The organism is Paenibacillus pinistramenti, from assembly GCF_005869875.1.
Taxonomy (GTDB): Bacteria; Bacillota; Bacilli; order Paenibacillales; family Paenibacillaceae; genus Fontibacillus; species Fontibacillus pinistramenti.
In genome coordinates, this window is sequence record NZ_VAWG01000002.1 from 443,229 (window position 1) to 456,787 (window position 13,559).

Here is a 13,559-nt window from a genome sequence, read left to right on the forward strand (position 1 = left end):
AAATATGGTATGATGATGAAAATAAAGCAGTATTTCAGACGGTATTTTATCGCTATCCGTCATTATATCATAATTATAATATGATATCAATATAAGTCGATTTTGTTTTCATTCAGTCGTCAAAAATGATTTCAATTCAGGTGGTTCCTTTGGGAATCACCTTTTGATTTTGCACGGATTATCAGCTTGACCTCGTTTGAACCTCCGGTTTGTTTATTATATGCTATTCATTCATTACCCTATTCTTAGGAATATCATACGCAGATCCAGGATTACTTTCCACGGCTTCTTCCGGTTCTCAACCCCAAGAATGCAGCTTCCTGCAAAAAAACTTCCGTCCAGGCTAACCTTTTGGACGGAAGTTTCTCCCCTACACACGCTAAGCGATGTTACATCTAATTATGTTCGATCTAATCATGTTCGTTCTAATCCGCAGTTACTTCAAACAGCCTTGCTGTTCCTGCGCCTGGCAGCTTCACATAGAGGCCGCCTCTTTCTGAGTCCCAGCTGCAGAAGGTTCCTTCCGCTTGGCTCGGATACGCGCATTTGAATCTGACGCCGTCCTGACCCTGAAGCCCGGAAACCGGCAGCAGACAGCCGTCCGGACCGTCCTTCAGCTGCCATACCGCAAGGAAGTTCCGGGAGCCGGCTCTCAGGCCTAAACAAATATGGGCGGCTGAAGTGTCAGGCAGTCCAAGCGGCCAAAACGGAAGAGCCTGCGGAATGGAAGAACGGATCTCTTTATAGTAATCAATCGCTTCCTTCACCAGCGCTCTGCGGTTTGGAGTCAGCTCGGCCAGATGGCCGCTTTGATGAATCCGCAGCAGCAGGGCGTTCACCATGTTGAATACGACCTCTTCGTCATTGCCCTCTCTGAGGGGATATGACCAGACTGCTGCCTGCTCAGGAGTCAGAGCGCCCGGGCATCCTGCTGCAATCAGCGCGTAGTTCAAATAATTCTCCTGATCGCTGGTCGACTGGATGCTGTGTCTGCTGAGCATCGCGTAATCCATACGCATTCCGCCGCTGGAGCAGTTCTCGATAATCAGCTCCGGATACCGGGCAAACACCCCGTCGAGCCACTGAAGATAGGCCCGGTTATGCCCGAGCAGACCGTCCCCGAAGCTGTCCGCAGCTGCTTCTGTTCCGATCCCAGCGTTGATATTGTAATCCATCTTGATGTATCCGACGCCATAATCTTCAACAAGCCGGGCGATGACCTCATCCGCATACGCGCGGACCTTTGGATTGCGGTAATCGAGCTGATAACGGCTCCGGTCCTTCACCCTTTGTCCGTGCCGCATGAAGAACCAGCTGTCGTCAGTATCCGCAAGCTTGGGACTGTTTATCCCCATGACCTCAAGTTCCAGCCACAGTCCGGGCACCATACCTTTATCCCTAATTTTCTTAAGTACATATGGCAGCCCCTCTGGAAAACGCGCGGACGACGGAAGCCACTCTCCGACCTCATCCCACCATACGCCGTCCGCATACCAGCCGGCATCAATACAGAAAATTTCACAGCCCGTTTCAGCCGCGCTGTCGATCAGCGGCAGCAGCTTGGCCGTTGTCGGCTGGCCCCACAAACAGTTCATGTAATCATTAAAAATGACGGGCAGCTTGCGGTTATCCTCATTCTCGCGGCGGATCTGGCGGCGGTAAGATGTCAGTCTCTGGGCTGCCTGTTCAAAGCCTCCTTGAACCGAACCGGCAGCTGCCGTTACGCTCGTGAATCCTTCTCCGGGGGCAAGCTTGATCCACCAGTGGTTGTCATGCTCATTAGGGCCCCCGATCAGGATGCTCAGCATGTTCCCCTGCTCAAATATTTCCCAGTGCCAGGAGCCGTTATGCTCAATCTGCCAGAAGAAAGCCGATTCTATCTCCATATTCTCAAGCACACCCATCGGAATCAGCTCGGCGGCGGACCAGGAACCGGTATTGCTGCCGGTTATCCGCTTGGAGCTGCGGTCGGTCATCTGCGGCATGCCGAGCTCGGGCAGGCTCCGGCTTACCCACTGCAGCTCGCTCTGCCAGCCGTTATGAGCAAGGGTAAGACGCATTTTATCGTCCCTGCTCCCCCGCCCGCCTTGGTCCAGGCCGGTCAAAGCAAAGGAAGATATATATTCGACCGTGACCTCCTTCTCTCCCTCGTTGAGCAGCTCGGTCCAGCTCCGCACGACGGAGCTTACTCCGTTCAGGAATTGAAAATGCTGGACGGCCTTGAGCGAGGTTACCGGGTCGCGCAGCACGATTTCAAGCTTCCGGCCATAAGCATTGCGGTAATCGGCATGGCTTTCATACTGCAGCCGCAGCCCCGGATAGGAAGCCCTGTGCGTCCTTCCGTGATATTCAGCCCGGTCTTCACCGGTTAACTGCAGCTCCAGCAGCCTGCAGAAAGATTTTTGCGCTTCCGGCACAGTCCAGGGAGCAGCCACCGCTTCCGGCTGGCCGGATGCGGTTTGACCGGCACCCGGGTCATGCGGCCGCAGAGACCCGAAGTACAGCAGCAGAACATCGCGGCTGTCCGTCACTTCAAGCTGAAGAAGCAGATCATTTTCAATGAAAGACAATAGAAATGGAAAGTCATTCTTGGGCATAAGGGGCGGCTGAGGCCTTGTTGACATAATGGTTTGCTCCTTTCGTCTGTTAAAAGGATTCTCTGGACTTCTGAACAGCATTCTGAACAGCAATCTGACCCAGCACGCATAAGGGCTGAGTCAGATTGGAAAATTTTTCGAACAGATCGCTATTCTATTGGATACAGTTTATTGATTCAGTTTATTGAGCTGAGCCAAACTGCTGCCAGGCTTTCTGAATTTCGTCGATCGCCTGGTCTTTCGTTTTGCTGCCGCCGATGTAAGCCTGCATGATTTCCCCGAATTTCTGATGGAACGTATCCAGCGAGTAGTTGACGGACAAGTCGCCGGATTGCTCCGTCTTCAGAATTTCATCCATTTGCTTCGGCATATCGAGATCAGGCAGCGGAGCATCCTTGATTGGAGGAATTACCTTTGCAACTTGGGAGAACCAGTTCTTGCCGTAGTCCGAAGTGTACAGCCAGTTGAAGAATTCGATTGTTTCTTTCACCACTTTGGAATCCTTGTTGATGCGGAGAGCCTGGTCTGCACCGGTGATAATAACAGACTGCTCAGCTTTGTCGCTGACCGGATAACCGGCGATGCCGATCTGAATGTCCGGATTGATCTTCTTGATCGCTTCTTCGTCCCATGCGCCTTTGCCGGTCATAAATGCGGCTTTGCCTGAAGCGAAATCACTGATCTCGGCATTGCTGTCGCGTTCAAGCGGTTTGTCCGTGCCATGTTTGACAGTGGTGTCAATAAAGTTAAAGAAGTTGTTATAAAGGACAGAATGATCTTTAAAGGTCGTCTTGCCGTCAATAAAATTCTGCACCAGGTCCTTGGCGCTGATTCCCGCATCCTGGGCGGCTGCGTCTACAAAGTGCTGGAAGATGTGCTTCCATACCCACCACTCTTTGTAAGCATTGGCGAATGGAGTGATGCCTTTGGCTTCCAGCTTCGTAATCGCGTCGTCCAGCTCTGCGGTCGTCTTAGGCACGGAAGTGATGCCCGCTTCCTCCAGCAGCTGCTTGTTGTAAATTAGTGCAAACAGGTTTCCTTTTACCGGTAAACCAAGCACTTTGCCATCCGATGAACTCATATTGCTGCGAACCGCATCCGTCATGGCCTGAGCGAGAGGCTCGTTCGTCAAATCGGCGCTGTAATCCGCATAAGTATCGATATCTCCGCCGGCCGTCGTTTGGAATACATCAGGCGTGCTGCCTGCCGCAATTCTCGACTTCAGCACGGTATTATAATCGGACTGCATGATTTCAAGGTTGATCGTTACATTCGGCTTAACCTTCTTGTACTCTTCGATGTAAGCATTGAAGGCATCCGTATATTCCGGCGAAGCCGTGAACATATTGATCGTTACCGGTTTGGAGGAATCGGTGCTTCCGCCGCTGTTTGAAGCATTGCCGCTACTGCTGGTATTGGCATTGTTTGACCCGCCGCCGCAGGCAGCGAGCAGACCGGTCATAAGCACAAGGCTGGCTGTAACCGCTGTCAATCTCTTAAACATGAATACGCCCCCGTTTCAATGTTGAACTGATTTTGCATCTCGTAGATCATTGTATTAAAGGCCGGCTGCATGCAAAATGCAGTTATGTGGTGAGTTGAGGGTAAAAAAGTGGCGCATCCCCCGATTAGGCTCCGTGAACCTCCGTGAACATCTGTAAACCTCTGTAAACCTCCTTAAACCTCTCAGGCCTTTTCCCCTGTTATCGATAACCGGTATTCCGTCGGGGACATTTCGCAGTAGTTGCGGAACGCTTTGCTGAAATAGTTCTTATCCCGGTATCCGAGCATCTCCGATATCTCCTGAATCTTCAGGGCCGGGTCGGCCAGCAGCTCCTTCGCTTTCTCCATTCGAACCTTCTGGGCATATTCGTGAATGCCGCAGCCGAACTGCTGCTTGAACCGTTTCATCAGGTATTCGCGGCTTAAGAAGTATTTTTCAGTGAATAGCGAGATTTTGAAGTCCTCAAAATAATGGGTATCAATATACGTCTTAATGTCCTCGGCGTCAAATTTCCCCTGGGCGGCTGTCTGGGTACGGATCAGATCGCAGTATTCCTCCAGAATCCGGTGCATCACCTCTTCATACTCCTTGAAGCTTGTGTAATCCAGGCTGTATGCGGCAGCAAACGGCTTCTCTTCGTCAAGGGAAGGGAGCTGGTGATCGGGCAGGCCAAGCGAAAGCGCCGCATCACGGAGCAGCATTTTGAAATCCTGCAGCGCACGGTCGGCATCGCCGAGGCGCAGCCCTTCAAGCTCCCCGACCGAGCGTAAATAATCGGCCAGCACGGTGCGGGCCTGATTCTTGCTGCCTGTCTCCAGGGCTGAGCGCAGCAGCGGCATCCGGTGCATGATGGACGGCATTTCGGCGCTCTGCGAAGGCGGCAGCTGCGAAGGTTGCAGCGGTGCAGCCGGGAGTCTGATGCCCCCTTCCTCGGGCCTGCGCCCCGGCCCCTCACTTCCGGCTGGCTGCTGCAGATTGAGCTGCAGCAGGGCCGAGCGCGCCTCCTCGTAGGCATCCGCAAGCCCGCTCATGGCCTGGCAGGGTTCGCCAAAGCCGAAGACGACGGAGAGGCCCAGCAGGTCGCGCAGGGCGGTTTGGATTTTTCGGAGTAAAAATTTGCTGTGAAAAGCCATTTCCGCTTCAGACCCGCCGCGCATCGTCAGGATGGTGACCATCTCTCTGTATTGGCGCGGGTTAGCGAAGCAGAAGCTGTGCAGATCAGGTCCCGAGGCATCGTTGACGATATTCGAAACGGCAAAATGCAATAAACCGAGGTCGCTGTTAAACCGCTCCCGGGCAACTGCTCCCATATTCAGCAGCCGGAGGACCGCAGCCCCGTACCAGCCGTCCGCCTCTGGCGCGCCGATCAGGGACAGCAGATCCTGCTGGCCTGCAGGATGAAAGCTTCTGTCCAGCAGCGACTGGTAGAACTTCTCCTTCAGCTTCGGTAAAGACATATTCAGCTTGATGCCGCGGCTGATGTTCTCGCGCTCATGCTGCCGCCGGTCGGCAAGCTGTCCCACTGCCTTGCGCATCGCCTGATTCAGCTCGGTCCGGTTCACCGGCTTGAGCAAATAGTCTACGACCCGGGATTTGATCGCCTGGCGGGTGAATTCAAAATCGTTATAGCCGCTGATCACAATTGTAGGCAGACCGGGATAATCCCGCTCCAGAATCTGAAGCACCTCAGGCCCGCTGAGACCAGGCATCTTCATATCAACCATGACCAGGTCGACCGGCTGCTGCTTCAACAGATTCAGGCCGCTTTCTCCGTCGGCGGCTTCCAGAACCGTATCCACGCCTAACGATTCCCACTCGCCCAATATCCGGATCGCTTCTCTAAGCGGTTCTTCGTCATCTATAATCAGCGCTTTATACATGTTCAGTTCCCCCCTTTTGGTATCCGCATCGTAAGCTTGGTATAAGCGTCGGAGGACTCGATGTGAAGCCCGGCTTCTTCTCCGAACAGAAGTTTCAGTCTTGTATTGAGATTCTTAAGGCCAATGCTTCCGCCTTCACGCTCTTCCCAATCTGTCTCGAAGGAACGGAGTACCTGCTGCAGCCTTTCAGGCGGCAGCCCCGGACCGTTATCCGTCACGGAAATGCAGGCTGCATCCTCCTGAACCTCCGCTTCAAGCGTAATCTTCACGCTCTCCCTGACCTTCTCCAGCCCATGCTTGATCGAATTCTCCACCAGCGACTGCAGGGACAGCTTCGGCAGCCTGATCTCCTTCAGCTCCTCTGTCCAGTCCATTTCGACCTCGAGCCGGCTGCCAAAGCGGGCTTTCTGCAGCGACAAGTAACGCTCCACATGATCCAGCTCTTCCCGGGCCGAAACGATATCACTGCCGCTGATGCAGTAGCGGAGCGTGAGCGCCAGCGCCTCCACCATATCGGCAACGTCAAACATACCGTGTTTCAGAGACTTCGTCGAAATCGCCTGCAGGGCGTTATAGAGAAAGTGCGGATTGATTTCCGCCTCCAGCGCCTTCAGGATCGCGTTCTTCTCGGTCAGTTTCATTTTGTAGCGTTCATTGATCAGGTCATTCGTTCTGCGCACCATCAGGTTAAAATGCCGGCTTAAATAAGCGACCTCATCCCGGCCTTTAACCTCGGCTTCTGCATCAAAGCTCCCCTCACTGAAGCGCCTCATCTGGTAGGCCAGCTTCTTCAGCGGTCTGGTGATGGCATTGGTAATAATGACAACAAGAATAATGCCGATGATAAATAAAATAAGTCCGATTCCCACGCTCAGGTTCCTTGTGCGGTATGCCGTGTCGTAGATCATGCTGTACGGGATCGGCTTCACCAGCTTCCACCCGTACTCTTCCCCCACATTATAGACGACCAGATACTTCTGATCCTCCTCCTTCCAGGTAAGCCGCCCTGAGCCGCCGTCCGGAATCCGCTCCAGCAGCCCGTCACGGCCGATCTGGCGGAAATAATCGCGGTCATCGACATCAAATGCCGTATTATCCGGATCAAGCAGCAGCACATGCTCGCCTTCCGCCCGGGGGATGTCCTTCAGAATTTCGCCTTCCACCTTTGTATTGAAATAGAAGGAGAAGACCGCCTGGGGCTGCCGGGTTGAGATCGACCTCAGTACCCGGTGGTAAGCCATAAAGCTGCTTTTGGCGTAGCTTTCATAGCTGTTCGTGCTGCTGCTCCCGAGCGCAAAGGACTGGAACAGCCTGTTCTCCGTGCTGGCCAGCGTCTGCTTGTACCAGCTCTGCTCCGGCACCGTCGCATCATAAACGGAGCGGACCTTTGTATCATACTGCTCGCGGGTGATCGAGTAGTATTTGTGTGAGGAGGGCAGATAGAGATTGATGGCCTCCAAATCTTTTCTCGCAAAAAAGAGATTCTTCAAATACTGCTCCAGATACAGCCTGGAGGAATATTCGGCCGGCTCCGTCAAAATCGCATTAATCAGCTGATCGTACTGAATCTTCGGCAGGGAAAGCTCCTCAATACCGGACAGAAAATCCTCCAGATTACGATTGACGAGCAGCAGATTGCTGGTGGTGCTGTCCACGCTGCTCCCGACAGATTCCTGCTGAATCATCTGGTAGGAAATGACCGATAGAGAACCTACCAGGAGCACGATAATCAATGAAAATACTAGAACAAGCTTGTGCACAAGCCTTCGTCTGATCCGCTCCCTGATTTCCAACAGCAAACGGACTCCCGGCTTAAACGCTTTCATTTCTGTTCACGCCCTCTGTCTTCAGTTCACCTTTTTACCCCTAACTGATTTCTTAAATCCATTGGTCGCTTTCTCCCCCTAATCTATAATCATTGTTGACGAAAAGCAAGAGCCAGTCGGGCAAGCTCGCTTGAGCGTCCTGCTGCTGAGGTCTTGGGAAAGAGGTGTCATCTATGCGAAAAATGGGCAGAAAATGGACAGAAAAGCTCGAATTCGGCTTGTTCACATTACCGGTTCTGATCTGTGTCGCCGTTATCTTTTATGTACCGTTCGTCATGACGATCCGGTACTCGCTGACGAAGTGGAACGGCATTTCCAAGCACCCGAAATTTATCGGGCTGGACAATTTTAAACAAATTTTTACCGGGGATACGAATTTCAGCAGTGCGGCCTGGTTCACCATCAAATATGCCGTCCTGTACATTGTAATTATTAATGTGCTTGCAATTCTGCTGGCCGTCATCCTGGATATGAAGCTGAAGACCTCCGCCTGGCTCCGCGCGGCTTTCTTCATCCCCTATATTCTGAGCCTGGTGATTGTCGGCTTCATCTGGAAGTTTATCTTCATGCAAGGCTTCGAGTCCCTTGGAGACAGTACCGGCTGGAAAATGTTCGACCTGAGCTGGCTCGGCGAGCCCGGCCTGGCCTTTATCTCCATTCTTGCCGTCTCGATCTGGCAGTCGATCGGCTTCTATATGGTCATTTACATCGCCGGTCTGCAGAACGTGCCGGACGATCTTAAGGAAGCCGCAAGGGTTGACGGCGCGGGTCCGGTGCGGAGATTTTTCAGCATTACACTGCCGCTGCTCGCTCCTTCTGTTACGATCTCCGTCTTTATGGCACTGACCAACTCGATCAAGGTATTCGACGTAATTCTGTCCCTGACCGGAGGCGGCCCTGGCGGAACGACTTACAGCGTGGCGTACGACATCTACCGCGACACATTCCAGGATAACCTATACGGCTACGGTACGGCCAAAGCGCTGATCCTGTTTGTAGCGGTGCTGATCATTACTATTCTGCAATTGACGATCTTTAAACGCAGGGAGGTTGAAGCCTGATGAAGAAACAATCGGCCGGACGGATCGTCCTGGAAGTTGTTATGGTCATTTTATCGCTGCTGTTTCTTTATCCGCTGTTTCTGACGCTGATCAATTCTCTAAAGAGCTTTGCCGAGCTGATGACCGACGTCATTGCCCTGCCGAAGCACCTGGCGTTTGATAACTACTCTTACGTTTGGAAATATATCAATTATCCGCGGCTGTTCCTGAATAATGCGATTGTAACGCTGCTTGGACTTGCGGGGATTATCTTCGTGTCCTCCATCGGCGCATACAAGCTCGCACGCACCAAATCGAAATGGAGCGCCCTGATTTATTTCCTGTGCATCATGCCAATGCTGATCCCGTTTCAGTCGATCATGCTGACCGTGCTGCAAATGGCCAAACATCTGCATCTGTCTGAAAGCGACTGGGGACTTGGCCTGATGTACTGGGGCTTCGGAGCTCCGCTCGCGATGTTCATCTATCACGGCTTTGTGAAGAGCATTCCGAAGGAGATTGACGAAAGTGCGGTTATTGACGGGGCCTCCGGCTTCCGGCTGTTCTTCTCCGTCATCTTCCCGCTCCTGAAATCCGTAACGACAACCGTCATTATCATTGACGTCATGTGGATCTGGAATGACTTCCTGCTGCCGCTCCTTATGGTCAACGGGTCGCCGTCCACCAAGACGCTGACGCTGGCCGCCTACACCTTTGTCGGGCAGTACACGTCCGATTGGCAGTACGCCATGACCGCCATGGTAATGGCCGTGCTTCCTTCGATTATTGTCTTTATCCTGCTGCAAAAATACATCGTCAAAGGCGTTGTCGCAGGGGCGGTTAAAGGCTGAGCCTCCCTTCGCCCCTTATTTGCAGCCCTGACGTTTATAACAGAAAGCAGCCCGCGAAAGCCGGATCGGCATGTCGCGGGCTGCTTCTATTATTTTTATATATACCATTATTCTATATAAACCAATTTTTCTATATAAACCAACCGCCGGGCTTTATTTACCGCTCTCAGCTCCTGAAGCTGCATAGGACTCAGACTCAGGTTCATCCTCTTCCCGCTCTCCCCGTTCAGCTTGAATTTCAATCCGGAGATAACGGGTCTTCTCGCGCTCCAGCACAGTGAACAAATAGCCTTCGTGACTGAATTCCTGACCTTCGTCAAGCAGCTCGTGGTGGGCATACAGCCAGCCGCCGATCGTATCCCATTCTTCGTCGTCAAGCTCCAGCGGAAGGTAGCGCGTCAGCTGGTTCAAAGAAAGCTTGCCGTCCACAATAATATGGTTCTCGCTCACAATCTTGACCTTCTCTTCTTCCTCCGCATCAAATTCGTCCCGGATCTCACCGACGATCTCTTCCAGGATATCCTCAATCGTTACCATACCGGAGGTCCCGCCGTATTCGTCAATCAGAATGGCGATATGCGTGCGCTCCTTCTGCATTTTCTTCAGCAGATCGTTGACCGGCATCGTTTCGGCCACAGACAATACAGGCTGGATCAGCGAAGCGACGTCAAGATCCGGCTCGTCGTCATAGGTCAGAAAGAATTGCTTCGTATTGATAATTCCGATGACATGGTCCTTGCTGTTCTTGACAACCGGGAAACGCGTATACTGCTGCTCTTTAATGATCTTCAGGTTCTCATCACGGCTTAAATTCGTATATAAACAGACCATATCAGTCCGAGGCACCATGATTTCCTTCGCGAGCATATTATCGAAGGCAAAGATCCGGCTCACATATCCGTATTCGGCCTGGTTGATCTTCCCGCTTTCAAAGCTTTCACTTAGAATGATCTGAAGCTCTTCCTCCGAGTGCGCTTCTTCATGCTCGGAAGCCGGCTTGACGCCAAACAGTTTGACAAGCAGATTGGCCGAGCTGTTCAGCAGCCAAATGAAAGGAAACATCAGCCTGTTGAACCAAATAATCGTTCCTGCCGTCAGCAGCATGATGGTTTCGGTCTTGCGGATGGCGACCGTCTTTGGAGCGAGTTCTCCAACCACAACATGAAAGTAAGTAATAATAACAAAAGCAAGAATCAAAGATATCGCTCCGCTTAGCGAATCCGGCATATGCAGGGCATGAAACAACGGATGCAGCAGCTTCTCTACCGTCGATTCCCCCAGGAAACCAAGTCCGAGGGAGGTAATCGTAATCCCCAGCTGGCAGGCCGATAAATACCCGTCCAAATGGTCAATCACTTTCCTTACGGATAAAGCATTTCTTCTGCCTTCCGCAATCAGCTGGTCAACCCGGCTCGGACGCATCCGCACCGCCGCAAACTCTACGGCCACGAAGAACGCCGATAAACCGATCAATACTACGACCATCACTAATTTCAACCCAAGCCTGTCACTATCCACGAATACAACAACTCCTTAAATTAAAAATACTATCTACTACGCACAAACCGCCCAGAGGTTTCAATAAAATTGGCCTGCGGGCTTCGTCTTACCCTTATAACATTCGCCTCACCATTCCGTCAACCCTTCCATAAACTGTACTACACTCATGAAGAAGGTGATGAATTTGGCTGACTTTAGAGCAGCAAACCGGCTCAAGGAGCGCTTGTCCAAGCAGCTTCTCAGGCAGCCCGGCGTCCATGCTGTAGGTGTCGGCTACCGGCATCCGCGGAAGCCCGGCAAGGGAGCCGCAGTCATTGTGTACACGGGAAAATTCTCGAATGCGTCGGCATCGATCAAGCCAAGAAAGACAGGCCGGAAGAAGCAGCATACCATCCGTTACCAGGGCAAACAAATCACCGTGCCTATCCGCTACGTTCACGCCAAACGGTTCCGGGTGCATTCCTCAACAGGACAGGGAAAGTACCAGCGCCGCATCCGTCCGGTCATTGCCGGCTACAGCATCGGAACCGCCAAGGGCTCCGGCACTGCGGGGCTTATCGTATCGGATAAGAAGGGCAATCTGTATGTCCTGAGCAACAATCATGTGCTGAACCGGAACAACACGGCGGGATACTCCGAGACTCTCCAGCCCGGAGGGGCAGACGGCGGAATGGTCAAGAAGGATCTGATCGGCCGTTTGTACCGGTTCGTCCCTTTGAGCGGCAAAGGCGAGAACTATATGGATGCCGCCCTGTCGCTTCCGCTCCGGCGCTCTCTCCTGTCCCCCCGCTATGCCAAATTCGGCGCGCTTCCCGGCAGCGTCCGTTCTTACAAAGTGGGCGACCGCTTCAAAAAAATCGGCCGGTCGAGCGGACTCGTCTACGGGACTGTCGAATCCATCAATACAGACGTTAACGTCTCGTATGAAGATTTTGGCGGGCTGGACGTTGTCAAGTTCAAGAATCAGACGATTGTCACAGGGAAAAGACCCGTATCGCTCGCCGGCGATTCCGGCTCGGTCTGGCTGACCAGACGCGGCAGCTATGCGGCAGCCGTTAATTTTGCCGGAGCGGAAGACGGCAGCCTTTCGGTAGCGTTTCCGGTTGAATGGGCGCTCCGCAAGTTCGGGGTCAAGGTGGCGAGACCGCGCAGCTTGCGGTCACATACCAAACGCTCTGCTACTTCCATGAAGCCCCACTATGTCAAACCGCTGAAGGCAAAACAAAATGCAGCCATCCGGGTCATCCGGGCACATTAAACCAGAAGGCGGCACGGGAGGATCTCCGTGCCGCCTTCGATCTTTACAATGGTGTCCGGGATGAAGTCCCGGGTGAAGTTCCGGATGAAGTCCCGGATGAAGTCCCGGGCAAGCTAGGACAAGGCTTTGACGCACTCCGCAAGCAGGCGGACCGAACGCTGCCGCGCCTCATAATTCCAGGAGGGCGTCATAATCAGAAACTCATCGTTTCTGTACCTGCTCTGCCAGTCCCGCAGCCGGCTGACGGCCTCCCCGGCCGTCCCCAAGATCTCGTGCTGCCGGCGCGGCGGGGCAGCTTCGTCAGACAGGCCGGGTCTGCCCGCCCGGGCCAGCTCCGCCGCTTCCCCGGCCGACTCCGCGCATAGGACGCTGACAGCGAGGATCGTCCGGGGACCGGGCAGCCTGCTGGACGGGACAAACGCCTGCCTGTAGGCGGCTAAAGCTGCGGCAGGGTCCTCGTCGCTCATAAAAGCGCCGAAGACAAAGCCGCACCCGCTCTGCGCCGCATACCCGGCGCTCCTGCTGCCAGTGCCGAGCATCCAGAGCGCCGGGCTTGCGGCAGCAGCCGGTTTCGCCTGAACCGGCTCGCCTTCATAGGTGTACGTGCCGTCCAGCAGCCCGGTCAAAGCTTTGACCGATTGCTCCATGCCGTACACCCGCTGCAGGAAATTGCCGCTCAGCGCCATTGACGCATGCGCCGGCCCGCCGGGAGCGCGGCCGATTCCAAGCTCTATCCGCCCCGGATACAGCGCGGACAGCAGGTTAAAGGTCTCGGCCACCTTGAGCGGGCTGTAATGCGGCAGCAGCAGCGCCCCCGTTCCCAGCTTAATGGAGCGCGTAACGGCGCCGATATGGGCCAGGAGCACTTCCGGAGCAGCACACGCCAGCCCCGGCAGGTCATGGTGCTCAGCCGCCCAGTAACGCGTGTATCCGCATGCCTCCGCCGTTTGGGCCAGCCTAGCTGCTTCCCGGACAGCCTGCTCGGCGGCGGCGCCTTCCGCCTGCGGCACCAAGTCCAGAATTCCTAACTGAATCGGCGGCTCCGGATGATAGGCTGATCCGTCTGTCATTTTCACCAGCATTCCTTCCAAATAGTATCAAAT

9 protein-coding genes are annotated in these 13,559 nt (G+C 53.6%); 3 read left to right on the forward strand and 6 right to left on the reverse strand.

The window, feature by feature from the left end; translation table 11 throughout:
- Positions 1-425: 425 nt before the first annotated feature.
- The 4 genes from FCN15_RS04820 to FCN15_RS04835 form a co-directional block, all read right to left on the reverse strand.
- Complete coding sequence (locus tag FCN15_RS04820; protein ID WP_338044362.1) at positions 426-2,624, reverse strand: alpha-galactosidase; 2,199 nt, start codon at positions 2,622-2,624, stop codon at positions 426-428.
- A gap of 154 nt (positions 2,625-2,778) precedes the next feature.
- Positions 2,779-4,101: an ABC transporter substrate-binding protein gene (locus FCN15_RS04825; protein WP_138493834.1), complete on the reverse strand. Its 1,323-nt coding sequence runs from the start codon at positions 4,099-4,101 to the stop codon at positions 2,779-2,781.
- A gap of 182 nt (positions 4,102-4,283) precedes the next feature.
- Positions 4,284-5,981, reverse strand: coding sequence for a response regulator (locus tag FCN15_RS04830; protein WP_138493835.1), 1,698 nt, complete (start codon positions 5,979-5,981; stop codon positions 4,284-4,286).
- Between the two features lie 2 nt (positions 5,982-5,983).
- Positions 5,984-7,807 carry a sensor histidine kinase gene (locus tag FCN15_RS04835; protein ID WP_138493836.1) on the reverse strand — a complete coding sequence of 608 codons (1,824 nt, stop codon included), beginning with the start codon at positions 7,805-7,807 and terminating at the stop codon, positions 5,984-5,986.
- A 173-nt stretch (positions 7,808-7,980) separates the two neighbouring features.
- Here FCN15_RS04835 and FCN15_RS04840 point away from each other — a divergent pair, with 173 nt between their 5' ends.
- Positions 7,981-8,868: a carbohydrate ABC transporter permease gene (locus FCN15_RS04840; protein ID WP_138493837.1), complete on the forward strand. Its 888-nt coding sequence runs from the start codon at positions 7,981-7,983 to the stop codon at positions 8,866-8,868.
- The gene (locus FCN15_RS04845; protein WP_138493838.1) at positions 8,868-9,698 is read left to right on the forward strand and encodes a carbohydrate ABC transporter permease; all 831 of its coding nucleotides are present in this window, start codon (positions 8,868-8,870) and stop codon (positions 9,696-9,698) included. The genes FCN15_RS04840 and FCN15_RS04845 overlap by 1 nt, the downstream gene beginning before the upstream one ends.
- A 153-nt stretch (positions 9,699-9,851) precedes the next feature.
- Here FCN15_RS04845 and FCN15_RS04850 read toward each other — a convergent pair whose 3' ends face one another.
- Positions 9,852-11,216: a hemolysin family protein gene (locus FCN15_RS04850; protein WP_138493839.1), complete on the reverse strand. Its 1,365-nt coding sequence runs from the start codon at positions 11,214-11,216 to the stop codon at positions 9,852-9,854.
- A 166-nt stretch (positions 11,217-11,382) separates the two neighbouring features.
- On the opposite strand from FCN15_RS04850, the gene FCN15_RS04855 reads away from it, so the two are divergent.
- Complete coding sequence (locus FCN15_RS04855; protein ID WP_238996512.1) at positions 11,383-12,456, forward strand: hypothetical protein; 1,074 nt, start codon at positions 11,383-11,385, stop codon at positions 12,454-12,456.
- A 113-nt stretch (positions 12,457-12,569) separates the two neighbouring features.
- On the opposite strand, the gene FCN15_RS04860 is transcribed toward FCN15_RS04855, so the two are convergent.
- The gene (locus FCN15_RS04860; protein WP_238996524.1) at positions 12,570-13,538 is read right to left on the reverse strand and encodes an MsnO8 family LLM class oxidoreductase; all 969 of its coding nucleotides are present in this window, start codon (positions 13,536-13,538) and stop codon (positions 12,570-12,572) included.
- Between the last annotated feature and the right edge of the window lie 21 nt (positions 13,539-13,559).